This window comes from Polyangium jinanense (assembly GCF_028435365.1).
Map to the genome: position 1 here is coordinate 32,322 of NZ_JAGTJJ010000064.1, position 25,151 is coordinate 57,472.

General features: G+C 65.5%; 12 protein-coding genes. 6 read left to right on the plus strand and 6 right to left on the minus strand.

The features are described 5' to 3' along the window. Position 1: 1 nt before the first annotated feature. On the plus strand, positions 2 to 1,153 hold the full coding sequence (locus KEG57_RS46925; RefSeq protein ID WP_272459720.1) for a DUF2169 family type VI secretion system accessory protein: 1,152 nt from the start codon (positions 2 to 4) through the stop codon (positions 1,151 to 1,153). A gap of 10 nt (positions 1,154 to 1,163) precedes the next feature. On the opposite strand, the gene KEG57_RS46930 is transcribed toward KEG57_RS46925, so the two are convergent. The 4 genes from KEG57_RS46930 to KEG57_RS46945 are packed head-to-tail and all read right to left on the minus strand — an operon-like array spanning position 1,164 to position 9,198. Next, complete coding sequence (locus KEG57_RS46930; protein ID WP_272425398.1) at positions 1,164 to 1,406, minus strand: hypothetical protein; 243 nt, start codon at positions 1,404 to 1,406, stop codon at positions 1,164 to 1,166. Further along, entirely contained in the window at positions 1,403 to 5,551 is a 4,149-nt protein-coding gene (locus KEG57_RS46935) for a DUF6972 family protein (protein WP_272459721.1), read from the minus strand. Before KEG57_RS46935 ends, KEG57_RS46930 begins: the two co-directional genes overlap by 4 nt. Positions 5,552 to 5,557: 6 nt before the next feature. Beyond that, positions 5,558 to 6,559: a DUF2169 domain-containing protein gene (locus tag KEG57_RS46940; protein ID WP_272459722.1), complete on the minus strand. Its 1,002-nt coding sequence runs from the start codon at positions 6,557 to 6,559 to the stop codon at positions 5,558 to 5,560. 8 nt (positions 6,560 to 6,567) lie between these two features. Next, positions 6,568 to 9,198 carry a type VI secretion system Vgr family protein gene (locus KEG57_RS46945; protein WP_272459723.1) on the minus strand — a complete coding sequence of 877 codons (2,631 nt, stop codon included), beginning with the start codon at positions 9,196 to 9,198 and terminating at the stop codon, positions 6,568 to 6,570. Positions 9,199 to 9,488: 290 nt separating this feature from the next. Here KEG57_RS46945 and KEG57_RS46950 point away from each other — a divergent pair, with 290 nt between their 5' ends. Then, complete coding sequence (locus KEG57_RS46950) at positions 9,489 to 10,562, plus strand: cytochrome P450 (RefSeq protein ID WP_272459724.1); 1,074 nt, start codon at positions 9,489 to 9,491, stop codon at positions 10,560 to 10,562. A 67-nt stretch (positions 10,563 to 10,629) separates the two neighbouring features. Here the strand turns inward: KEG57_RS46950 and KEG57_RS46955 are convergent, their stop codons facing one another. Further along, entirely contained in the window at positions 10,630 to 11,739 is a 1,110-nt protein-coding gene (locus KEG57_RS46955; RefSeq protein WP_272459725.1) for an FG-GAP repeat domain-containing protein, read from the minus strand. 351 nt (positions 11,740 to 12,090) lie between these two features. Here KEG57_RS46955 and KEG57_RS46960 point away from each other — a divergent pair, with 351 nt between their 5' ends. Next, on the plus strand, positions 12,091 to 13,290 hold the full coding sequence (locus KEG57_RS46960) for an ATP synthase subunit I (RefSeq protein WP_272459726.1): 1,200 nt from the start codon (positions 12,091 to 12,093) through the stop codon (positions 13,288 to 13,290). 12 nt (positions 13,291 to 13,302) lie between these two features. Here KEG57_RS46960 and KEG57_RS46965 read toward each other — a convergent pair whose 3' ends face one another. Beyond that, complete coding sequence (locus KEG57_RS46965) at positions 13,303 to 14,292, minus strand: type 1 glutamine amidotransferase family protein (protein ID WP_272459727.1); 990 nt, start codon at positions 14,290 to 14,292, stop codon at positions 13,303 to 13,305. Positions 14,293 to 14,478: 186 nt separating this feature from the next. Between KEG57_RS46965 and KEG57_RS46970 the strand changes: the two genes are divergently transcribed. The 3 genes from KEG57_RS46970 to KEG57_RS46980 all read left to right on the plus strand — a co-directional run bounded on the left by KEG57_RS46970 (position 14,479) and on the right by KEG57_RS46980 (position 24,876). Further along, positions 14,479 to 15,888 carry a hypothetical protein gene (locus KEG57_RS46970; protein ID WP_272459728.1) on the plus strand — a complete coding sequence of 470 codons (1,410 nt, stop codon included), beginning with the start codon at positions 14,479 to 14,481 and terminating at the stop codon, positions 15,886 to 15,888. 672 nt (positions 15,889 to 16,560) lie between these two features. Beyond that, entirely contained in the window at positions 16,561 to 19,392 is a 2,832-nt protein-coding gene (locus KEG57_RS46975; protein ID WP_372518278.1) for a YncE family protein, read from the plus strand. A 324-nt stretch (positions 19,393 to 19,716) separates the two neighbouring features. Next, positions 19,717 to 24,876: an AAA family ATPase gene (locus KEG57_RS46980; protein WP_272459729.1), complete on the plus strand. Its 5,160-nt coding sequence runs from the start codon at positions 19,717 to 19,719 to the stop codon at positions 24,874 to 24,876. The last annotated feature ends 275 nt before the right edge of the window (positions 24,877 to 25,151 follow it).

Below are 25,151 nucleotides of genomic sequence, written 5' to 3' on the forward strand. Positions count from 1 at the left end.
CATGACGAGCGCACAAGCGGTCGCGAACGCGAAGAGCACGGACGGCAAGTTGTGGCTCGTGTGCGTGGCGAAACGGGCTTACTCGTTCGCCGGGGGCAAGCTGCGGCTCACGGACGAGCAGGTGCCGGTGCGCCGGGAGCCGGACCTCGAGGTGGGCGACGACGGCCGCATGCGCGGGCTGCGGGACGACATGGACCTCTTCCCGCCGAAGGTCGCGACCGACGTGATCGTGACGGGGCGGGCGTATGCGCCGGGCGGGAAGGCGCGCGAGGCGACGGTGCGGGTGGCGGTCGGGAAAAACGCGCGCGTGCTCCGGGTGCTCGGAGAGCGGCGGGCGGAGGTCTCGATCGAGGGGACGGTGCGATTCTCGGATCCGGCGCTCTTCGAGAGCGTGCCGCTCGCGTGGGATCTCGCGTATGGCGGGTACGACGCGTACGCGCACGACGAGCTTTGCCCGCCGAAGCGGCGGAACGGGCGGAGGATCGAGCCTTCGCCGCGGCAGGAGGGGGTCTTCGCGTATCCGCGGAACAAGGTGGGGCGGGCTTATTTCATCGACGTGGACCGGGATCGGGCGGACGGGGCGTTGCTCCCGCAGATCGAGGATCCGGGCGATCCGCTGACGCCGTCGCGGTTTTTCGTGCCACACTGGAAGAAGTGGTTGGATCAGCCGATGCCTGCGGGGATCGGGTGGGTGCCGCATACGTGGTATCCGCGGATGATGCGGCTCATGGGCGGGTTTCTGGAGCACGATCCGGCGACGAAGCCGATCCGGGAGATGCAATTCGCGGACGGGGAAGATCTCGCGGGTCCGTTCCGGAAAAACGACGTACTTCCGCGCGGGCTGCAGGGGGCGGCGCCGGGGATGGCGGTGGAGCGGCTCCGGGGGGACGAGGTGGTGATTCTGCAGGGGCTCGTCGAAGGGAGCGGGGAGACGAGGTTTCAATTGCCGGGGGAGAGGCCGCGAATCGAGGTGACGCCGCCGGGGAGCCCGAAGGTGTTCACGCCGGAAGCGGTGCTGCAGACGGTGCGGGTGGACGCGGAGGCGAGGCGGGTGGTGATGACGTGGGCGGGGGTGGTGCGATTGATGAGCCCGATCGCGGCGGACGTCCTGGAGAACACGGGGTTACGATTGAAGTGGAGCTCTGGGACCTGAGGCATCGCGCTCAATCGAAGGTGACCCCGCCATCCTCGTCGAGGACACCGCGCCCCTCGATCTGATCGTACTCGTCTTCGCGGAGCCAGTGTACGGCGTCCTCGTAATTGTCGAACTCATGGATGACCTTGTTGTCCTCGGCCGGGTCGACGATTTCGATCTTTCCACTCAGTCGCTCGCGCACCAGCAGTACGTAATGGCGGTCGCTCGAAAAATCGACCCAAGCTTCGAGCCATTTGTATTTCGATCTCATTGCGCAACCCTCGTCCTCGGCACCATGTGGTATACCCACGAATCGCCTTCGAGTTTGCCCTTGATCTCTATGACATAAAGAGGGACGTCGGATCTCCCGTTCTGAGTCCTCACACCGATCGGCGTGTCCGATGTATACGTGAACCGATCGAAGCCGCGGACGTTTCCTTGCGCCTCGCCGTGCTTCCAGACCAGATCCTCCAGGGCCTCGAGGTCTGCGTCATCGTTGAATATGTGCGCTTCTTTGCCCTTTCCGAGGTCCTTCTGAACGATCCTACCATCACGCGTGTGTCTGTTTATCGTATAATTCGCGTCGTGGACTGCGTTTTCGGGCTTCTGGCAGGCCAAGCCGAGCGGATCGACGTTGTTGATGGCGTCTCTGCCGAACGCGAAGAGGTCGAGCCCGCCCATGATGCCGAGCGGATCCGGGCTGCACCACCTTCCTGCCGACGCGTCGAAGTACCGGAACCTCGTACAACAAAGCCCCGTCTCCTCGTCCGCATACTGCCCCAGGAGCCGGAAGGGCGACTCCACGGCGCGACCGGTCCGCCCCGGCGCCGCGTACGTCTCCGTGACGCGCCCCCACGCCGAATGCGCCGCCGACCACGCGACCCGCCCTTCCCGGTCGATCAACTCCTTCGGCACCCCCACCTGATCGACGACGTAACAGAACACCTCGCCCCGCTCCGCCTGGAGCAGCGGCAAGAACGTGCCCGGTGCATGGACGAAGCAACGTTTGCCGTGCCGGCTATCGATGTCCTGCGCCAGGACATCCCCATCCCAGACGAAATCGACAGCGTATCGCCTATCCCCGTATTCGTCCTGAATCTCCTTCCGCAGCCGCCGGCCGAACGCGTCATAGGTGAAGAACACTCGCTCGCCCGACGGCAGAGTGACCTCGCGCAGCCGGTCCCGCGCATCCCAGCGATAGGTGGTCCGCTGCCCCGCTTCCTCCTTCGATACCCGACGCCCCCGCCGATCGTACGAATACTTCGCGCGATCCGTGCGGAGCAGCAAGTTCCCCTTGCCGATCTCCCACGGCTCGGCCTCGTCCGCCTTCGCCGGGCCCGTCTCCAGCCCGTCGAGCATCTTCTGGATCGACCCCGCCGGATCGTATGCAAACACCTCGTGGTGGCTGCCCCGCTGCGCCTCCACGAGCTGCCCGACCGGATCATATCGATACGCCGTCGAGCCCCACCGCCGATCCTCGACGAGCTTCACCCGTCCGAGTGCATCGTATTGCCAAAGCCGCTGCACCACCGCTTGCGGCACGCCGCCGCCCGGACTCCGCGCCTCGGCGCGCTGCTCGATGATCCGATCCATCGAGTCGTACTCGCTCCGGATCGAAAACCTCCCCGAGGCGTCCCGGCGCGCCGTCTCCCGCCCGAGCACGTCGCGATCGAACATGATTTCGTGGCCATCGTGCGAGAGCCCGACGAGATCGCCGAGCATATCGTATCGATACCGGGTGGCCGCGCCGTCCGGCATGACGCGCACCGTCCTGCGCCCACGCGAATCGAGCTCGTACCGAAGCCGCCGCCCGTCCTGCACCTCGGCCACGACGCGCCCCAGCCGGTCCCGCTCGAACATCGTGACGACCCGCTGGCCGTCCTGCTCGAGGACAGCGCCGAGCAGCCTGCCCATGCGATCTCGCTCGAACGTGATCGGGCCATCCGTCGTATCCTCGCGCAGCACGTTGCCGAGCGGATCATGCGCGAACGCACGATAACTGCGATCCGGATAATCGATTCGCCCGAGCCTACCCGATTTCGAGTACCCGTACTTCAGCACCCGTCCATCGAACGAGGCCTCCTCGACCACCCTTCCTGCGGCGTCGTAAACGAATTCGTATTTCTCGTTCCGCGGATTCTCGATGCAGCGGAGCTTCTCCTGTGCCGAATACTTGAACCGCCAGACCCGCCCGTCCGGCTGCATGAGCTTCGTGAGCACGCCCGTCCCGCCGTACTCCATCTGCGTGACCTGCCCCGACGCATCGACGACGCGGATCGGGTTGCCCAGCGGATCGTACGCCGATTGCGTGCTCGTGCCGTCCGGCCTCCGCACGGACAGGGGTTGCCCCAGGCGATCGTACTCCACCGCCGTGAAGCGCCCGAGGGCATCGGTTCGTCGCACGGGCCGGCCCACGAGGTCGTGTTCGTACGTCGTCCGGGCGCTGCGCGCGTCGAGCTCGGCCACGATGTTGTGCTGGGCGTCGTACGCGACCTCGACGAGCATCCCCTCGTCCCCGCTCACGCAGGTGAGGCGCCCCTTTTTGTCGTACGCGAACGAGTACCGGACGCCCGAGGGATACTCCACCCTCTGCAGCGCGCCGAACGCGTCCCGCGAGAGCCGCGTCGTCAATGCTTCGGGGCCCACCTGCAACACAGCAAGATCGTCGTCGTACTCCCACCGGGTCACGTTCCCCGCAGGATCGACCTCCTCGACCTTGTTCCCCCTCTTATCGTACCGATACCGCGTCGCCTCGCCGGCCCCATTCGCTTGGCCAACCAGATAATTGTCCGCGTCGTATTCCCACGTGCCGATCAGGATCCCATCCGTCGTCTCCTCCCGGACCACGAGCCCCGACTCGTTCCAGTGAAGGACCCGCGGCTCCTCATTCCCCTCGACCTTCGTAACGCGCTTTTCCAGGTCGTACGTGAGGACCAGCGTGTGCAGCCCCTCGTCCCCCCACGTCTTCTTGCACCGCCCCGTCTCCGGATCGTACGCATAATGAAAACTCACGCCGTTCTTCAGCGTGGTCTTCACCATCCGATGATCCTCGTCGTACTCGTACCGCTCCGTTTGTCCGAGCGCATCCGTCACGCTCGCGAGCTCCCCCATCTTCGCGTACGTGTAATCGACCCACTGCTCGAAGGAATCGCCGACCCAGACCTCGAGCCGCGCGATACGCCCGCCGTGCGTCGTCTTCACGCGCACCTCGCGGCCGGCCGTATCGATCACCCGGCGGAGGCGGCCATTCGTGTATTCGAGCTCGATGGAGTTTCCGTACGCGTCCCGGATCGATCGGAGAAGCGCCTTCTCGCCCGGTTCCTCCGGGGCGAAATGCCGCACGAGCCGCGTCTTGTGGCTTGTCACCTCGAACGCCCCGCCTTCGAGCGCCCGGAGCGTCAGCCGATCCATCCGATGGAACGCGCTCTCCCCCACGCGGAGCGCGCGGAAAAACACGTCGCGGCCCTCCTCGCTGCGGAGCGAGAGCAGCCCGTCGTCCGTGCGCTCGATCCATTGCTCGAAATTGTGCGCCCACCCGCCACGGCCGAGCGAGGTCCGCGCGAGCGCGCGTTTCGACGAGTAATGCCTCTTCCACTCGAACGGAATGGCCCCGGGCAAGACCAGATCGACCTTTCGATCGACCACGTCCCCGCTCGTCAGATCGACCGGATGCCCGCCCTCGCACCGCACCTCGTCACAAAGATCCGAGGCTTTCCCGTCCGCGCCTTTCGCCGCGCTCTCCGCCGCTTCCCCGGCCACCTCGTCGCTTTGCTTGGCCGCGGATTCGAGCCCCTCGCCGAGCACCTCGTCCGCGTTCTTCGCCGCCCCCTCCACCACCTCGTCCGCCTTCTTGAAGAACGGGGCAATGAGTTTGTCGCCGAACTTCTTGAGCGCCGCGCCGCCGACGTTCATGACGACCTCGAACGCGAGATCGATCACGAGGTCGACCGCGAGCGAGACCGCGCCCATGAGGAAATCCATCACGGTCGGCGTGGTCTGCACCGTGCCCGGATCCTCCACGAGCGACGTCGGCCATTTGCCGTATTCCCAGCAATCGGCGTTCAGCGACATGGCTCCGCCGATCACGCAACATGTCGACGTCTCCCCGCAGATCTCCACCGCCCCCCGCGGCAGCCAGCATTTGTGCGAGCCGAACAGGATGTGCAGCGGCGTCATCAGGTCGAGCGGGCTCGGGAAGATGCCGATGTGCGGCCACAATTTCGAGGGCTCGTGCCCGTGCGTCACCGACGGCACGCCATTGAACATCACCGTCGGCTTCTGCTTGTCGCCCATCGAGAGCGGGTGCAAGAGGTTCAGCTTGAAGAACCACGTCGGCACGAACGGCCAATGGATCCCGTTGTGCCCATCGATCCCGACGAGCAGCCATCCCGCATCGGTGTGGAAGTTGTTCGCCATGGCCGCTCACCCCTTCGGGAAAAACTCGCTCGGCGAGAGCACCGCCCGCCGCTCCTCGAATTGCACGAGGCCGTACGTCGCCTTCGCCCGGAACACGAATCGCGCTTCGCACGCCTCGGCGTCGATGTCGACGGCGTCGAGCCGCGGCACGATCGTCTCGCGCATACCCCCGACCGACATCGCAACCACGACCGGCGAGCGCGGCACCACGAACGAAAGAGCTCCGCCTCCGGGCCGCATCCCCGCGAGCACGATCTCGGTTCCCGCGCCGATCGTGTCGAACGTCATCCGCGGCGCCGCGCGGCTGCCGAGCTTGCGGATGCCCGTCATGTCGAGCTCTTGCCCCTTCACCACGTGTTTCGCCCGCATGCCGCCCCAGAGCGGGTATGGCGCGAAGCAGACGGGCTCGGGGTGATCGTCCCAGGCGCGCACGAGCGCCGCGGGATCTTCGAGCTGCGGGAGCGGCTGATTCTCGGCACGCGCCTCGTCCGTATAAAACCCCTTGCCGTCGAAGTTCAGCGGATACCCCGACTCGTGCTCCGGGACAAACGCCTCCTCCCCGTCCATCTCCACCACCGCCGCGGGCGCCTTCGTCACGCCGCCGTACGCATTCTCCCAGCTCATCGCCACCCGCTCGAACGGGACCGGCGAGCTCGGCGTGAGCCCCCCGAGCGCCCCCCGCTGCCAGACCCGCGTCCCGAACACCTGAATGTGCATGTCGGACGAACCCACGCGCAGCGACGCCGTGGCCTCCCGCGCGCGGTCGCCCCGTCGCGGATACACGAAGCCCGTCGCGCACACGGAGGTGGCCTCCTTCGAGAACATGACGTCGTTCGGGACCTTCGACCGCGCGTCGAGCAAAAGCGGCCGTTGCCCGGGGACGAGCTCGAGCCCGCCCGACGCGATCCTGAGCGTGATCGCGCAGAGGAACAGCGCCGTGATCCGATCGTCCTCCTCGCCGTTCGGAATCATCGCCGCCGGCAGCGGAGTCTCATTGACGAATTTCATGCGCGCGCTCAGTTGAGCTTGATCAGCCCGGCCGTCACGTTCACCGCGCCGCCGCCGTCGATGTCGACCGGCGATCCCTTCACGGTCACCGTACCGCCGTTGATGCTGATCGCGCCGCCGGTGATCGTGATCGTCCCCGCCGTGATGACCAGGCTCGCCGTGTTGATCTGCGTGAACGCGGCCCCATTCAGGGTCAGCATCGTGGTCTCGACCGTCGCCATCGCCGCGGCGTTCACCGTGAGGACCGTCGATTTCAACGCCTGCGTGCCGTCCGCCTTCATCTCCTGCGCCGGCGCCTCGATCTTCTGGCTCGCCCCCGATTTGAGCGCCTGCGGCCCCGCCACTTCGATCGTCTGCTCGCCGCCGATCTGCGCCTTTTGGTTCCCGGCGACCGTGATGTCCTGCGTCGCGCCGTAGTTCTCCGTTTGCGCGCCCGTCACGTGGACGTCCTGCGTGCCCGTCACCGTGAGTTTGTCGTTGCTCGAAATGGTCGATTCGCGGTTGCCCGTGACCGACTCCGTGTGGTTGCCCGCCACGGTGACCGTCTGGTTCGCCCCGACGTCGACCGATCGGTTCGATCCGACGCTGACCGATTGGTTCGCGCCGACGTTCATGTTCTGGTTCGCGCCGACCGTGACCGACTCGTTGCCCCCCACCACCTCGGCGTTGTTCCCGCCCGCCATCGTGGTCCGGTTCGAGCCCGTCATCTCGTTGCGATCCACGCCCGCGGTCGACGCGCTGTTGTTCCCCACCTTCTCGGTCCGATCATTGCCGGCGTCCGAGTTCCAGTTGAACGGCGTGTGCATCTTGATCTGTTCATTGCCCGCCGTATCGTCGAACGTGAGCTCGTTGAAGGCGCCCGAGGACGGGCTCGACATCGTCTTGAACATGCTCACCGTGGGAGCTCCGCCCGGCGGCCGGTTCTTCCCGTTGTATACGCGCCCCACGATGATCGGCCGATCCGGATCTCCCTCCTCGAAATCGACGATCGCCTCCACCCCGACGCGCGGATGGAACACCGCGCCCTCGCCGACCCCCGCGAACACCTGGTTCACGCGCACCCAGCACGACGTCGGCTCCTTCGCGTGCCGCGCCGTGTCCGTGTCCCAGTGAAACTTCAGGCGGACGCAGCCGATCTCGGCGCCCGGCGGCCCTCCCACATGGATCTCCGCCCCCTTCGTGCTCGGCTCCGCCGTGACGAATGCCGTCTGCGAGCCGTGAATCCGCGGCTTCGGCGTCACGCGCGCCGGGCGGAACCTCGACTCCGCCACGGAGCCATTTTTCCCTCGCCGCGCACATTCGAACGTCACGGCATACGGCACGCCAGAGAGCGGCATCGCCGTCGCCACGCTCGGCGGCAATACGCCCGCCTGCTCGGCGCGGACCTCGATCTTCGTGATCAGGTATTCGCCCTCGTAGCGTGATTGCGGGTGTTCCAGCGCGAAGATGCTCCCCGCCGCGATCGTGCGGCACGTGCTCTCACCGACTGCGTAACTCGCCTCCACCTCCAGCCTTTCGAGCGTCGCCGCCGCGAGCGGCTTGCCCATGGCGGGCGTCTCCGTGTAGCGCCCTGGATATTCGTGGTACACGAGGTCCGCGCTCGCCGGCCGCGCCGGCTCGGCGACGGCCATGTCGAGCGTGGGTTGTTTCCAGTTGTAATCGAGCAGCGAGACCTTGCGCGGGCGCAAGCGCGCTCCGAGCTTCATCGATTGCACCGCGCGGCCCACGATGCCGGGGCCCAGCGGCTCGAACGGGTCGAGGCGCGTGCGGCCCGCGTCGTTGTCCGAGAGGACGAGCAGGCATACCCCGTCGCCGTTCTCGTAATGGAACGAGATCCCCTCCTCCTCGAGGAGCCGACACACGAAGGCGAAATCGCTTTCGTTGTACTGGACGCAATACCCGCGCGTGGCCACGTCGTCGATCCGCGAGGCGTCCGCGATACGCCATGTGTACCGCTCCATCGCAGGCGAGAAGCTCAGCTCGTCCCCGCCGTCGGGCGGCGCGTTCGCCCCGACCGCGAGCGAGAGCTCGGGATCGCCCTGCAGAACCGCGTCGATGATCTGCCGCGTGGTCTTCTCCAGGAAGATGCGGCAACGCATGCGGTGCATCGCGCGCGTGAGCGGGGGCGCGAGCACGAGGCGATAGAGCATGCCTCCCGGCACGGGCCCGAGCTCCTCGGCCTCGACGACGATGCCGTGCACGACGCGAAACGAAGGCTGCGTCGTCGTGGCAATCCGCAGCGTCGCGCGGGCTTCTATGAGCTCGTCCGGATCGAGCTCGGGCGCGGGCTCGCGGGCGAGGGCCGTGATTTCGTAACGATACAGGCTCGAGACGGCCTCGGTCCCGCGCACGGACACGACACGCAAGTGGCTCCACGGCCCCTGCGGCCCGGCCGCGTTTTCCCAGGCGAACGTGAGGTCGGTGCCGCCCATCGCGCCGCCGCTCTCGCCCAGGCCCGCCGCGCCCGCGCGGCTCGCGAGCTCCTCGAACGCCGCGCCGCCCTTCGCCTGGAATGCGTTCACGGCCTTCTCGGCCACGCGTGACGTGATCGCCTTCTCCTCGAAGATCGGCAGCTCCGGCTCGCGCAGGCCGCCTGCGATCTGCGTGGGATCCCCTCCCGGGCGTTTGACGAACGACATCCTCTTTTCTCCCGCGTCCCCCGGGTCCACACAAAGCTACCCGGACGTGCGGCCGCATCCTAAACTCCTCACGTGCACAAAGGAAGAGGTTGCTTGCGACGGGGTCTTGCCGCCCGAGCAACGGCCACCCGAGGAGGACGAGCATGAGCCAGCGCGCCCCGTACGACATTCAGAGCTAGGCGTTCTTCGACGATCCCTATCCCACGCTCCACCGCATCCGCGAGGAGGATCCGGTCCACTGGTTCGAGCCGCTCGGAATTTGGCTCGTCACGCGCTACGACCACGCCGACATGATGGTCCGCGACGATCGCCGCTTCCTCAATCACCGCGCCCGCGAGCTCATCCGCGTGATGATGCCGACGCTCGCGGGCGAGGAGCTTACCGCTATGGCGCAGATGTGGTCCGAGCTCGTCTGGTTCCGCGATCCGCCAGACCACGCGCGGCTCCGGCAATTCATGAACAAGGGCTTCACGCCCCAGGCCATCGAGGGCCTGCGCCCCGCGGTGCGGGCGATCGCGCGCGAGGCGCTCGCGGCCGCGCGCGAAAAGGGCGAGGAAATCGATATCGTCGAGGATCTCGCCGATCCCATCGCCCTCCGCACCATCACCTCCCTCTTCGACGTCCCCCCCGACGATCGACCGACCTTCCGCGGCTGGATCACGACCTTGTTCAAGGGCGCGGGCGGCGCGGCCATGGCCGAGGACGTCACGAATCGAATCAAGGAGCATACGAGCGCCATGCTCAACTACATTGCCGCCCTCGCGGAGCGCCGCCGTGCGGACCGGGGCGACGATGTGATCAGCCGCTTCTGGGCCGACGAGGGCGCACCGAGCCGCGAGGACATCGTCCTGCAGAGCTACCAGGTGATCGTCGCCGGCTACCGGACCAGCATGAACCAGATTGCGAACACCATCTGGACCCTGCTCCGGCACCCCGCCGAGCTCGAGCGCCTGCGCGACGACCCCCGCCGCATGAAGGGCGCCATCGAGGAGGCACTGCGCTACGAGCCCTCGGTGGTCGTGACAAACCGCCTCGCTGCGGAGGACGTGGAGCTCGGCGGCAAGCGAATCAAAAAGGGCGAGCTCGTTTTCCCCATCCTCCCCGCCGCGAACCGTGATCCCCTCGCGTTCCCCGATCCCGACCGCTTCGACATCACGCGCACAGGCCCCCGGCACCTGTCCTTCAGCATGGGCCACCATTATTGTATCGGCGCCCCGCTCGTCCGCGTGGAGGTCGAGGAGGCGCTCGCGGCGCTGCTCGAGATCCCCCGCTGGGAGCCCGGCTCCGGCCCTTGCCTCCTCGGCGATTACAACCTCTCGGATCGCGGCCCGAAGACACTCCCCATGCGCCTCCTCGCCTCCTGAGGACCTACGGAACATACCCACGTGTTGCCGGCGGCGTGGTCGCTCTGCGCCGCGTCGTCCGGTTCGATCAGGGTTCGCGGAATCCGACGACCGTGATCCGCCCCGTTTCGCCCGCGCTCACGATTTCCAGCCCCGCGTCCCCATCCATGTTTCCGAGCGCCACGGCCGCAGGCTGATCCCCGAGCGGGAGCTCCCAGCGCTTGGGCGTGCTGCCGGGGGCACCCAGGAGAAGGACGGTGATCGTTTTGTCCTCTTCGTTGGCCGTGACCAGATCGGGAAAGCCGTCCCGATCGACGTCGCCGACGGCCAGAGAAACCGGGCCACGACCGGTCGCATGACGGGTGACTTCGCCAAACTTGCCGTCGCCTGCGCCGCGCAACACGGCGACCCCGTTTTCGTATGGCTCGATAAGGGCCACGTCCAGGCGCCCGTCGCGATTGGCGTCGAGCAGCGCGAGGTCCTTCCAGTATCTCCAGGGGACTCGATGCCGGAGCGGCACGGCGAACTTCCCGGTGCCGTCATTGAGAAAAACGGCCACGCTCCACGCCGTGACGCCCTCGTCCGTGTCCTCGTACATTTCGGCCACGATATCGACCGCGCCGTCTCCGTTCATGTCGCCCGTGGCGAGATTTCTGAGGGAATATTCGCCCTCGTACTCGACGGGCGCAAACGTGCCATCCCCGCGACCGAACAGGAGCACGAGCGGAGCGTCCCCCTCGACAGAGCCACTCCCCACGACGATGTCTCGATGCCCATCCGCGTTGAAATCCCCCACTTCGATCCCGTTCACTTTTTCGTTGGGTGCGACGAGTTCCGGCGCCCCAAAGCCCTCGTCTCCCTGACCGAGCAGCACGTCGAGCGATCGCATTCCATCCGCGCCGAGGGTCATCACGACGGCGTCGAGGCGCTGATCCTCATTGAAATCGGCGAGCCGCAGGCCCGTGCCGCCGTTGTCGGAGAGCCGGTACGACCGTGGCTGCGACACGGAGCTCGAGCCTCGGTTCAGCAGCACGCTGACCCCGTACAGCAGCGGGTCCCCACTGTGGGCGAGCACGACGTCGAGCTCGTCGTCTCCATCGATGTCTCCGAGCTGCATTCCCTGAACCGACAGGGGTCGGGGTGAAATCGTGTAGATGGGAACGAGGGCAAACGCGAGCGCGAACAGGGCGGTATACATGGTCGAATCCTTTCCGTTCACGAGCCCGCGACGAACGTGAACAAGTGGAAAACATACCGCATGCTCCCTGTCCCCCCCGTGCCCACGTCCGCGCCGGCCGAGGGTCGTGCAAGGCATGCGCCCGCGCCACGCGACGGAGCACTGTCATACGCGTGTGACAGTGTCACGAGCGCAGTACAACCGACTCCATGACACCTCGGCAGGGAACCGCGCTTGGTCGTGCGCCACAGCACCGTTTTTCGCTCCCTTTGAGAAAACGCTCACCCCCCAGGGAAGCACCGAGGCTGGCACGGGCCTTGCGACTCGTGGAAAACGAGGGATTGTCGAATACATCATGGAGGGAGTGAACGCATGAAGAAATGGGTGGGGTGGGTTGTCCTCGGCGCTGTCATCGGTGGTTGCGCGGCGCCGCCTCCGCCGCAGGCGCCTTCCGATTTCGAATACCAGCTCCCGCACCGGTCGACCGGGGAGCCTCTGCGGATCGAGACCAAGGATTCCACGCGCACGGTCATGAAGAAGGTTCCCGTGGGCGAGCGCGAGGTCTATAGCGCGCGCGGCCGCTACGTGGGCAAGGAGGTGATCTACGAAGCGCAGCCGGCCGAGGTGCCGGTGCACGAATGGCACGTCTATCAGGGAGACACGGAAATCGACGCCCTCAGCGCCCTGCACATCGCGCGGTATGCCGCGTTCGAGAGTGCCTACGAGGAGGAGCGCGACCGCGTCCAAAAGGACCACGCCCGCGCCCTCGAGATGTACGAAACGGAGGTGAAGGGCGCGCAGACCACGAAAAACGTCGGCCTCGGCCTGGGGATTTCCGGGCTCGCCGGAATGGCCGGGTTCGGCGGGCTGTTCCTCGCCACGAGAAACGATGAGACGCCACCCGTTCCGACGACCGTGACGGGGGCCGTGTCCCTGGGCTTCATGGCCTTGGCGATTGGCGGGTTTTATCTGCGCGCAAAGGCGTCTCGGGAGCAGGCCGCGGCCCTGATGGCCGCCGAGCGGCTCGCCGCTTCACGCATGGAGAACAAGTTCCAGCGATTCAAGACCGAGGAGCACGTGCGGAACGCCGTGAAGAGTTCAAAGCCGAAAGGAGGATCGGAGGCCGCCGAGGCTCCGGCGCCCACCGTTCACCTTTCAACGACGCTCGACCCCTCCCTCGTGACGGGGATCCCGAACAACGAGAAGCTCGGCCCCGCGCTGGTGGCGATCTGGACGCCGGAGGCGTACGGGATGGACCACGCAAAGGCGCACGCGAACTTCGAGCGAGAACTCCTGCGATCCGTCCTGTATTTCAACAATGCCCGAGGCACGATGCCCAGGCACGAGGGAAACCTCGTCTTTTATACGGACGAGGCCTCCCTCCGCGCCGTTGACGGCGCCGACGCCAAACCCGAGGGAATGCCCGCGATGAAGGTGCTCGCGCTCGCCCTCGCGACGCAGGTCGGGATCTACGTGCACCACGAAGGGAAGGCTTCCGTGTTCACGGTCCTCGACGAGGACAGGATCAAAAAGCTGCTCCTGCAAGCGACGGAAAAGGAGCCCGGTCGCTGACCCCTCGATCCGTCATTTCGGCACCGTGACCTGACAGCTATCCTGAGGTCCGAGCCAAGCGATCATGTTGACCCAGAGCTGCTCGATCTCGGGCAGCGATTGCCATTCGCTGTCGTACTCGATCCACTCGTCACCCCACACCACGGCCCGGCCCTTGCCCCGCTCGTGCGCGAACGCCACGGGCCCCGCCTGGATGCTCCCAATCGCCGCGCTCGTGCCGCCGCTCCCGCCGAGGTCCTCGACCAGGTATCCGCCGAGGAACGTCACCGACGAGAGCCCGGCCGTCACCGGGTGCGCCGCGAACATCGTCACTGGCTCGGAGTGCAGACCGGGCTGGTATGCGAGCCCGAACGGGGCGAGCAGCGTGTTCACGTAGAAATCAGGGTCCGCATCGGTATATCCCGTCATCGAGACGAACCCGCCCCGCGTCTCCACCCACGCCGCGAGCGCATTCGCCTCCTCGGCCGTGTACGTCCGAGCCAGCCGATCGAAGATGATGACGTCGTATTTGTCGAGGAGCGCCGCGTCGAAGACCTCCGCGGGCGTCTGATGCGTCCGCTCCACGCTCGTGCCTCGCGCCGCGAGCCAGGCCTGGAAGTTCGAGGAGGGATTGCTCCCCGGGCTGCCGACGATCCCGAGCCGCAAGCAATCGCAGATCCCGTCCTTGCCCACGTCCACGTCGTCGACGCGGCCATTACAATCGTCGTCCTTGCCGTCGCACACCGTCTCGACCGCGCCCGCCGGCGTGCATGACCCGCCCCCGCCCCCCGAGCCGCTCGGGAAGAGGACGCCTCCTTCGCCTCCTGCGCCGCCGCCGCCCGCATTCATGCCTCCGCTTTCGCCAGCGCTCGAGCTCGAGCCCCCCGCACCGCCCCCTTGTCCCCCGGGGCTGGTCGTCGCCCCGTTTTCGCCCGCCGAGCAGTGGACGAGCCCCCCGATGAACAGCCCCATGCAAAAGATACGCTTGATCATCCCACGATCGTCGGTGGCATCGACCAGCATGTCAATCATGAAGCGCCCACTGCCCCGCACTCGGTTAGAGTCTTTCTGCGTGGGCGCGGGTATCCTTCGCGCCTTTGGATCGTCGTCCCTCGAAGCCCCGAAAGCGACCCCCCCTCCATGAATGCGAACAATCTTTTCCATGCACGTCCCCTCACAACCACATGTCTCCTCCTCTCCCTGCCCCTCGTGTTCGCCATCGCCTGCGGCGGCGAAAACGGCTCCGGGGATCCGAGCAGCGGCAGCGCCGGAAATGGCGCCGGCGCTGGGGGAAGCTCGAGCAACTCGAGCACAGGTCCCGGGGCCTCTTCGGGCTCCGGCGGAGGCACAACCGGAAACCCAACGCAAGGCACGTGCAGCAACCCGACGCTGACCATCACCGAGGTCGAGCTCCCCATCGCCGTCGACCAGAACGAAGACGAGGTAAATCTTCGCCCTCTCGCGATTTCCCCCAAACCCTCCGGCGGCTCCCGCCTCGCCTTCATGGGGACCGACAACAAGGTCCACGTCGCCGAGCTCGACGTGAGCGACAAGCTCGTCGGTGACCTCGTCGATATCAACGCCCACGATTTCGGCGACCTCTACGCCGATGACAAAGGCGGCGTCCTCCTCCTCACGCGCGACGCCCAAGGCGGCGGGACGCTCAACTGCGGCGAGCCGACGAACCTCTGCGGCACCCCGCCAAACCCCCCCGTGGCATGTCACGACATGTACATGGTGCGCTTCGACGGCCAAAGCGAGTCCTGGGCGACGAAGCTCACGAGCTCGAGCGCGGCCCTTCCCCCCTATTCGACCGGCAAGACCGGCCCCGATGTCTTCATGATCTGGTGGTACGCGCATCACGGCCGCATCGCCTCGGACGGCACGAACTTCGCCGGTTATTTCGGCGCGGCGATCAGCGTCTCGCAAGGCGGCTGCATCAACATTCACCAGGGCGATCGCATGAAGGTCGTCTCCCCGGCCGGAGAGCTGATCTCGGGCGGGTTCGATTGGGGTTGTAGCCATAGCGGCTACGAGCGCATCACCTGGGATCCGGGCGCGAACAAATACGTCACCATCTGCAAAACCGACAACAACAACCGCATCGCTCATGCCCCGGAAATCTCCACCATCAAGTCGATCGACCTCGCCTATTCGAATTTGAGCGACGTCGCCCTCGATCACGAGGGCGGTTATTGGGCCCTGACGAGCGACCGTCAAAATGGTGAGCCCGTCCTCGCGAACGGCCTCGCCGAGGTCCACCTCCTGCATTTCAACAGCGGGACGGCCGACAAGGACATCGTGATCGCCGGGAAGACCGGGGAAAACGCGCGCGCGCCCTACCTCGCGAATTACGGCGACAAATACCTCCTCGCCGGCTGGGAGACCTCGACCGCTCCGGGTGATCTCACGCCCTTCGACGGGAATCGCAAGATGCTCGTCCAAGTCCTCCACGCAACGACCGGCGAAGCCGTGAGCGCCGTGCTCGACGCCGGCGTGCTCGGCAATCGCTACCAAGCCTTCCGCGCTTACCCCGATGGCAGCGTCGCCTTCGCTGCGAAGGGCACGAAGAACAACACCGTCCGTATCCTCCGCGCTATGCCCTGCGCCGCGGAATGATCACCCCCCCGCGCCCCGCGGCGCGGCGCGACACGCGGCCTTCACACTCGCCCGGTGCGAAGGAGCACGTGCACCACGCAGTGACCACCCTTCACCGGTGGCACCTGCTCAACGAGCACCGACCACGTTCCTGAAAGCGACCCCCGCGTCATGCGTTCAACCTTGCGCGCGACACGTTCGTTGGGTGCGTCCGCGTACACGACGTCCGACGAAAGCCCGAGTCACGTCGGGGTATGCCACCGTGCTCGCGCCGGGCACCGTCGCGTCTTCGCCCCCTCGCAGCAAGCGCTCTGACCTGGAAACGACCTGCGGGGGCTTCGGGCGCGAGCCCCCTGCTTGCGCGCGGTGATCCAGCGGTCTGCGGCTGTCGAAGAGGCGGTTTGTTCTTCCTAAGCGCTCCGCGACCACGCAAGCGCCGTGAAAGACTTGTGCCAAGGATGACGTCGAATCTTCGTCGTTGCTCCCCATTGCACTGCGCCTAGCCCACAAAAGTCTTGAAAATTGACGCGGTTCGGGTAGTTTATACTGGCGCACGAAGGCCCCGACCGACCGGCGCGAGGAAGAGAGCGATGGTCAGTTCATGTTGACCCGTCGATAGCCTCCAGCCCGTCGGTCACGCAGAAATCCACTCGTCCGAATTTGGGCGATTGCTTCATCGCCGAAAGGGGAGGTATGTCTACCCATCTCCACGCGCGGGAGCTCCATGGCTCCGGGCTCGATCACGCCATCATCACGCCGGCGCGACGTCGCCGCAGCAAAGCCTGGCTTGCCTTCGCAGCGGCCCTTTCAGGCGCGATGTTGCAAGTGAGCTCTGCCAGCGCTGGCTCCTACACACTCTTTGAAAGCGGCCAAGTCCGGCCTCTCGCGCTCTCGCAAAACGGCCAGCGGCTGTATGCCGTGAACACCCCCGACAACCGGCTTGAGGTGTTCCATGTCACGTCCTCGGGGCTGCTGCATATCGGGTCTGTAACGGTGGGACTCGAGCCTGTCGCTGTCGCAGCTCGGAACAGCGACGAGGTGTGGGTGGTCAATCATCTTTCCGACAGCGTGAGCGTGGTGGACGTCTCGGCCCCCTTCGCGCCGCGCGTCGTCCGTACGCTGCTCGTCGGCGACGAGCCTCGCGACATTGTGTTCGGCGGCCCCAACCGCGGCCGGGCGTTCATTACCACGGCCCACCGCGGCCAGAACGCTCCATTTGATCCTCAGCTCACAACGCCCGGCATCGGGCGCGCCGATGTTTGGGTATTTGACGCGACGCACCTGGAATCGAGCTCGCTTGGGGGTGTCCCCCTCAACATCATCAGCCTATTTACGGACACGCCACGGGCGCTCGCGGTGAGCCCGGACGGGCAACGTGTCTACGCGGCCGGCTTCCACACGGGCAATCGCACCACGAGCATTCATAGGAATCTCGTACTCAAATACAATAACTTCGTGATGCCGCCGCCGCACACCAATGCTGCCGGCGAACCCCAGCCTCCGACCGCGCTGATCGTGAAATACGACGGCCATCACTGGGTGGACGAGAGCGGGAAATCCTGGGATGCAGCCGTCAAGCTTTCCCTCCCCGACAAGGACGTCTTCGTCATCGACGCCATGGCGAACCCTCCCGCGCAGCTCGCAGGTGCCTCGGGCTATTATACAGGCGTGGGTACGGTCCTCTACGACATGATCGTCAACCCCGCGAACGGGAAGGTGTACGTCACGAACACCGATGCGAACAACCTCCAGCGGTTCGAGGGTCCGGGGACATTCACCGGCTCGACGGTCCGGGGTCACCTGCACGAAGCCCGTATCTCCGTGCTGTCGAATGGCACGGTCGCGCCGCGCCACCTCAACAAACACATCAATTACGACTCGTGCTGCGCGCCGTTGCCCAACACCGTCAATGACAAGAGCCTGGCGACGCCTGTAGGGATGGCCATCACGAGCAATGGTTCGAAGCTCTACGTCGCGGCGCTCGGCTCCAGCAAGATCGGCGTGTTCGATACGGCTGCGCTCGAGAACGATACATTCACCCCGAATGCTGCGAACCACATCGTCCTCGACGACGGCGACGAGCCTGTCGGTCCGACCGGCCTCGTCCTCAACGAGTCCCAACAGCGACTCTACGTGCTCACACGGTTCGACAACTCGATCACGATCGTCAACACGACGACGAAAGCCGTCATCGGCCGCGTCCCGCTCTACAATCCCGAGCCTCCGAGCGTCGTCGCGGGCCGACAACATCTGTACGACGCCCGATTCAGCTCCGCCAACGGGGAGGCGTCCTGCGCGAGCTGCCACGTCTTCGGCGACCTGGATAGCCTTGCCTGGAATCTCGGCAACCCGGATACCATGGACGCCGACCTGCCGGGACCGATCGCCAGTCCGTTCCCGAAGTTCATCACGACGTTCGATGGTTTCTCCGCGCTCAAGGGGCCGATGACGACGCAGAGCCTCCGCGGAACGGCGAACCATGGCCCGATGCATTGGCGAGGAGATCGCACCGGGGGCAACGCCGAGCCGAGCGCTCAGCCGGACGATGGGACGTTCGATGAACATGAGGCGTTCAGGCAATTCCAGGCCGCGTATGTCGATTTGCTCGGCCGCAGCGAGCCGCTTCCCGAGGACGACATGGAAGCCTTTGCGGATTTCGCGCTCCAGATCATGTACCCCCCAAACCCGATCCGGAACCTCGACAACTCGCTCACGCCGGACCAGCAAGCGGGGCGCGATCATTTCTTCCTGGTGGAGGGGGCGCTTTCCGGCACCTGCGAGACGTGCCACAGGCTCGACCCGACCGCAAACGCCAAGTTCGGCGAGCCCATACCGGGATTCTTTGGCACCGGGGGCGGGTACGTCGTCAACGAGCAGCCGCAAAGCCTGAAAGTTCCGCATCTCCGCAATCTGTACCAGAAGGTCGGTATGTTCGGCATGGACCAGGTGCCGAATATTTTCGCCAAGGACAACGACCACATGGGTGACCAGGTGCGCGGATTCGGCTTCACGAACGACGGGTCCGAAGACACGATCTTCCGCTTCATGAATTCACGCGGGTTCGATAATCAGACATCGTTTCCCAACAGCCCTCCCGTTTCCCCCAATGGCTTCGACGAGAGCCCTCCGGGGGCAGGCGACCCGGTGCGCAGACAGGTCGAGCAATTTCTCTTGGCCTTCGACAGCAATCTAGCGCCGATCGTCGGGCAGCAGGTCACCGTCACGAACCAGAACAGCACCGCCGCGCGCGGACGCCTCGACCTCCTCGTATCACGCGCCGAGGTCGGCGAATGTGATCTCGTCGGAAAGACCCGCTTCGGGCTGCAGGAGATCGGCTTCCTGTACGTGGGCGCGAATGAGTTCACCTCGAGTTACCAGTCGATCGGAGCGATTTCAAAGACCGCGCTGCTCCACCTGGCGCAATTCTTCCAGCGCGAGCTGACATTTACGTGCGTGCCCCCCGGAACCGGTGAACGAATTGGTATCGACCGGGACGAGGACGGTATCCGGGACGGCGACGAATGACCCTGCGCGCCGCCGCCCGATGCGCATCCGATGCCGAGGCGGTCGAGTTGACGGTCGTCGATCTACGCTAAAAACATCAAGCTCAGGACCATCCCCTGTCCCGCGGGCCGACCGGCAACGGGTCCACGTCGAGCATCGACTCGCCCCTCTCTCGTAAAATCTTGTAACTCCAGGCGAAAACGAAGACAGCTGGCGCTCTGGCGCGGCTCTTCCGGCGCACATCCACATTCATTTGGCGCTTACAGTGTCACGAGAACCCTTGCAACGGCGGCCCCAACTCGGGTAGGGTCTTCCCTTAAAGCTAAGCTCCTCGGAGGAGGCAACATGGTCGCGCAGTCTGCATTTCCCGCCTCGGCATCCGATGCATTCGACGGCTACGCATTCGTGGTGCCCGTCTATGAAGGCGCCGAAACGTTCGTGTACCGGGCGCGGAAACAGGATGGCGGGGCGCATGTCATCCTGAAGCAGACGAAGAACGACTATCCGAGCGCGCGAGAGAACGCCAGGCTGCGGCGCGAATTCATGATCCTGCGCGAGCTTGGGCTCGACAACACGCCCCAAGCGCTCGCGCTGGAGGAGCACGGGCGCGGCCTGCGCCTCGTGATGGTGGACATCGGCCACCCCACGCTGCGCGAGATCCTCGAGGGCGGGAAGCTCGACATCGACACCGTCCTCGTCCTCGCCATATCGATATGCAACGCGCTCGCGGCGATCCACGAGAGGCGCGTCATCCACAAGGACATCACACCGAGAAACATCCTGGTGGACAGGTCCTCCTCCAGGGTTTTTCTCATCGATTTCGGCATATCGGCGCGCATCTCTCGCGAGCTCAACGCGCCGACGAATGCGCGTTCGCTGGAGGGCACGCCTCTCTATGTTTCGCCCGAACAAACGGGGCGCATGAACCGCGCCGTCGACGCGCGGTCGGATCTTTATTCGCTCGGCGTGATTCTGTATGAGATGCTCGTCGGTCATGTGCCTTTCCCGGACCGCGAGGTCGAGGACGTCCTTCAGGCCCACCTGACACGAAGCCCGGTGCCGCCGCGCGAGATGTCTCCGTCCGTGCCCGCGCCGCTCTCGGAAATCGTCATGAGGCTCCTCGCGAAGACACCCGAGGAGAGATACCAGAGTGACGCGGGCCTCGCGTTCGACCTCGCCGAATGCCTTCGGCAGTGGAGGGAGCGCGGCGCCATCGAGTCATTCCCTCTGTATACGAAGGACAGGGCGCCCGAACTGCGGCGCGCGCAGCGCCTGTACGGCCGAGAGCGTGATATCGAAGCGCTGCTCGAGGCGTTCGAGCACGCCCGCCAGCGCGGCCCGGAGCTGGTCCTCGTCTCGGGCTATTCCGGCATCGGCAAGTCGGCACTGGTCCGCGAGATTCACAAGACCATCACGCGGCACGGTGGTTTTTTCATCTCGGGCAAATTCGATCAGCTCTCCCGCGACGTGCCGCTCGCGCCGGTCGTATCGGCGTTCCGGGAGTTGATGCGCGAAATCCTGACGGAGTCCCCCGCGGCGCTCGCACGATGGAAAGAAAACCTGCTCGTTGCGCTCAAAGGCAATGGCGCGCTGCTCACCGAGCTCGTGCCGGAGCTCGCGCTCGTCGTCGGCGATCTGCCCAAAGTGCCGGATCTGCCGCCGGATCAAGCCAAGAACCGCTTCGAGCTGACGCTCCTCGACTTTTTGCACGTCTTCGCGAGCGCGGCGCACCCCGTCGTCCTCTTCCTCGATGACCTTCAATGGCTCGACCCGGCCTCGCGGCGGCTTTTGCATATTCTCCTGACGGACGCGTTCAGCCGGCACTTGTTGATCATCGGCGCCTACAGGGACAACGAAGTCGAGCCCGGCCATCCGCTCCTCTCGCTCGTCGCGGAGCTCGGCAAGTTCGGCTTCCGCGCCACGGATATCCAGCTCGGGCCGCTCGATCGTGAGACGTTGCATCACCTCGTCGCCGACACGCTCACGAGCCGGCCCGAGGAAGTCGAGAGCTTGGCCGAGCTGGTTTACGAAAAGACGCACGGGAACCCGTTCTTCGCGCATCAATTCCTGGTCACGCTGAACGAACGGAACCTCCTCCGCTTCGACCCGTCCACGGGCGCGTGGTCATGGGAGGTCGACACCATCCGCGCGGCGAACGTGACCGACAACGTCGTCGATCTGCTCATCGAGAGCATGCAGGAGCTCCCGGCAGCGACGCAAGAGGTGCTCTTGCTCGCGGCGTGTATTGGCCATTCGTTCGAATATGGATTGCTGGCCATCGTCGCGAACAAACCGCCGAATGATATCCTCGCCGCGATCTGGGACGCGATGAAGGCCGGGCTCATCGTCTCTCTGGACGGTGACTACAGGTATCTCGAGGTCGGGCTCGGAGGCTCGGAGGCGAGCGACTCGGCGGCGCGCTTCGACGTCCGCTATCGATTCGTCCACGATCGCGTCCATCAGGCTGCATACCTTCTCCTCCCGCCCGAACAGCGAGAAACGATCCATCTCGGCATCGGGCGCCTCCTCCAGCAGCACATCAAAGGAGCATCCATGGACGAGCATCTGCTCAAGCTCGTCCACCACCTCAACATCGGCGCTGCTTGCATGGATGATCATGCCGAGCGGGTCGACCTCGCGAGGCTCAACCTGCGAGCTGCCCAAAAAGCCAAGGCTTCCACGGCCTACCACGCGTCCACCGAGTATGCACGCGCCGGCATCGACCTGCTCCGCGACGAGGATTGGCACGAGCATTATGATTTGTGCCTCGAATTGCACATGCTCGCAGGTCAATGCGCATATCTGGGCGGCGATGCCGAACGCGCCGAGGCCGTCTTCGCGGAGCTTTCGCGCCGGGTGAAGACCGATATCGAGCGGGCCGCGATCCAGAGGGAGCGCGTCTTCAGCAGGATGTCCCACGGGCAATTCGTGGAAGGCATCAAGATCGGCCTCGATACGCTGGGGCTGCTCGGGCACCCGCTGCTCATGGAGGAGATCAAGTCGCCGCAGGTGATGATGGCGGAGCTCGCCCAGGTGACGACCAACCTGCGCGGACGCCGCATCGAGGACGTGGTCGACGCGCCGGCGGTGAAAGACCCGGTCATCGGCGCGGTCCTCTCGATCCTCGACTCCATCGGCGACGGCTCGCACCACCTCGGCGCGGTCGCGTTCTCCATCATCAATCTCAGGGCGGTCAACATCGCCCTCGTGCACGGTCATACCGAGCTCGTCGCGCTGCCGTACAGCTGCGTCGGCTACATGCTCGCGGCAATCCGTGGGCGCGTGGACGAGGGGATGGATTTCTGCAAACTGGCGGAAGCGATCAACGCGAAGTTTCCAAGCGCCTTGCAGACCGCGAGGCTCGGCTTCGCCGCGAGCAGCTGCGCGCATATGCGATATCCGATGCGCCAAGTGGGAGAGCGGTTCGCCGTCACGCGGCAACGCTGCCTGGAGACCGGCGAGCTTCACATGCTCGGCGTCGCCTGCTTCCTCGGGACGATGGCAAACCTCTTCGCCGGAGATCAGATCGACGATCTCATGGACCTCGCCGAGAAAAACCTGGCGATCGTCCGGCGCAGCAACATCCAGCGCAACAACGCCGCCATGACCGCCGTTCGGCAGGCCGTCGCATGCCTCGCAGGCAAGACGCGGGACGCGACGTCGTTCAGCGACGACAACTTCGACGAGGACAAGTTCGTCCGTGACCTGCAGAGCCAGCAGCCCAGCAGCACGAATGTCCACTATGGCGTATTGAAGTCATTCGTCCTCCTCGTGCACGGAAAACACGCGGAGGCCTGGGAGGCATCGGAGATCGCCGAGCGTGCCTTGATGTTCGGCGGAGGGACGATCCAACCGAAGATCCATTCCTTCTTCCGAGCGCTCCTGCTCCTCGCCCTACCGCCGGCTGAGGAGCCCAACGAGGCGGCGAGGCGCAAGGAGCTCTTCACGAGATACAGGGCGGAGATCGCAGACCTCGCGGCGTGGTCCCCGAAGAGCTTCGCGCATTTGAAGGCGCTCGTCGACGCCGAAGAAGCACGAACGCAAGGTGATATCACCGGCGCCATGCAGCGCTACGAAGGCGCAATCGCGCTTTGCCAGGAAAACAAGGCCCCCCACTTCGAGGCGATGGCCAACGAGCTCTTCGCCAAGTTTTTCGTGAGCATCGGCATCACCACGGGCGCCGGCGCCTACATGCGAAATGCATACCGGGCATACCTGCATTGGGGCGCCCCCCTCAAGGCCGCCTCGCTCGAGTCGGAGTCCTCACACGTGTGGCCCTCGTTCCGCGACGTTACGCGTACCAGGTCGAGCACGGGGACGACGAGCCAATCCGGGCTCACGGAGCTCGGCAGGACCCTCCTCAGCAAGACGGGCGCCGGCAGTCTCCGCGACGCCGCACTCGTCGTCCGTGCCGCGCAGGAAATCGCAAGCGAGACCGATCTCGCGAAGGTCATCGATCGCCTCGCCAACCTCGTCCTCAGCAACGCGGGCGCCGATCGTGGGGCTTTGATCCTCGCGCGAGACGGGCAGTTTGCGATTGTCGCGAGGCTCGGGGAGCAGAGCAGGACCATCGACGCCGGCGAGGGGGAGCCGCTGGACGGCGCCGCCGAATGCGCCAGGAGCGTCATCCTTTATGTGTCAAGAACACAGGAGGTCGTGCTCCTCGACGACAGGGAGAGCGCCGCGCGCTTCTCGGACGATCCGTACATCGTCCGCGAAAACCCACGGTCGATCTTGTGCCTGCCGCTCCTGCACCAAGGCCGGCTGAGCGGCGTACTCTACCTGGAAAACCGCGCCATCGCCGGCGTCTTCAACGAAGCGCGCGTCGAGCTCCTCACCCTGCTCTCGTCGCAGGCCGCCATCGCCATTGAAATCGCCAGGCTCCTCGAGAGCTCGCGCGCGGCCAATGAAGAGGTCAAGCGCGCCAACGAGCGGCTCGAGCTCGAGGTCGCGCGCAGGACAGAGGAGCTGCGGTATCTCAATCGTGATCTCACGGATGCCAACGGCCGCCTCGAAGCCGAGCTCTCCCAGCGCCGCATGGTCGAGGAGCAGCGCGAGGCGCTCCAGGCGCAAATCATCACGGCACAGCGCGCCAGGCTCGCGGAGCTGTCGACGCCGCTCCTGCCCATTACCCGCGAGATCGTCGTCATGCCCCTCATCGGCACCATGGATAGCGAGCGCGCCGCCCAGGTCCTCGCTGTCGCGCTCGAAGGCGCCCAGCGCCAAGGCGCGCGCGTGGTCATTCTCGATGTCACGGGAATGAAGGATGTCGATACCCATACAGCGCGAATGCTCATCGACGTCGCAGGCGCGCTGCGGCTCCTCGGCGCAGAGACGCTCATCACGGGCATCGCTCCGCGGATCGCACAGACGCTCATTTCGCTCGACGTCGATCTGCGGTCTTTCGTGACGATGAGCACCCTCCAGGGCGGAATGGAATACGCTCTCCGGCGCGTCCGCGGCGCGACGGCCGCTGCCCCTGCGCCGAGGCTCCGGGGGCGGTGACCACGCCTCGACGGCCTGAGCATTGGTCTCATCTGGGAGCCGCTTCGCTGGGGCGTTGCCCCAGGCCCCACCGGGGCTATCCGCCCCTGGACCCGGACCAGCGCAAGCGCTGGACCCGGGGTCGATGAACTGCGCTCCGCGCAGTTCATCGAACAGGCCGAGGAACGCCCCCTGCCAACCAAGACAGCCGCGCTGCCATTTCTATTGGCAATGCTGTCCCTGGTCTTGCCACCGGCCCGTGGAAGAACTGCGCACCGCGCCGTTCTTCCACCCCG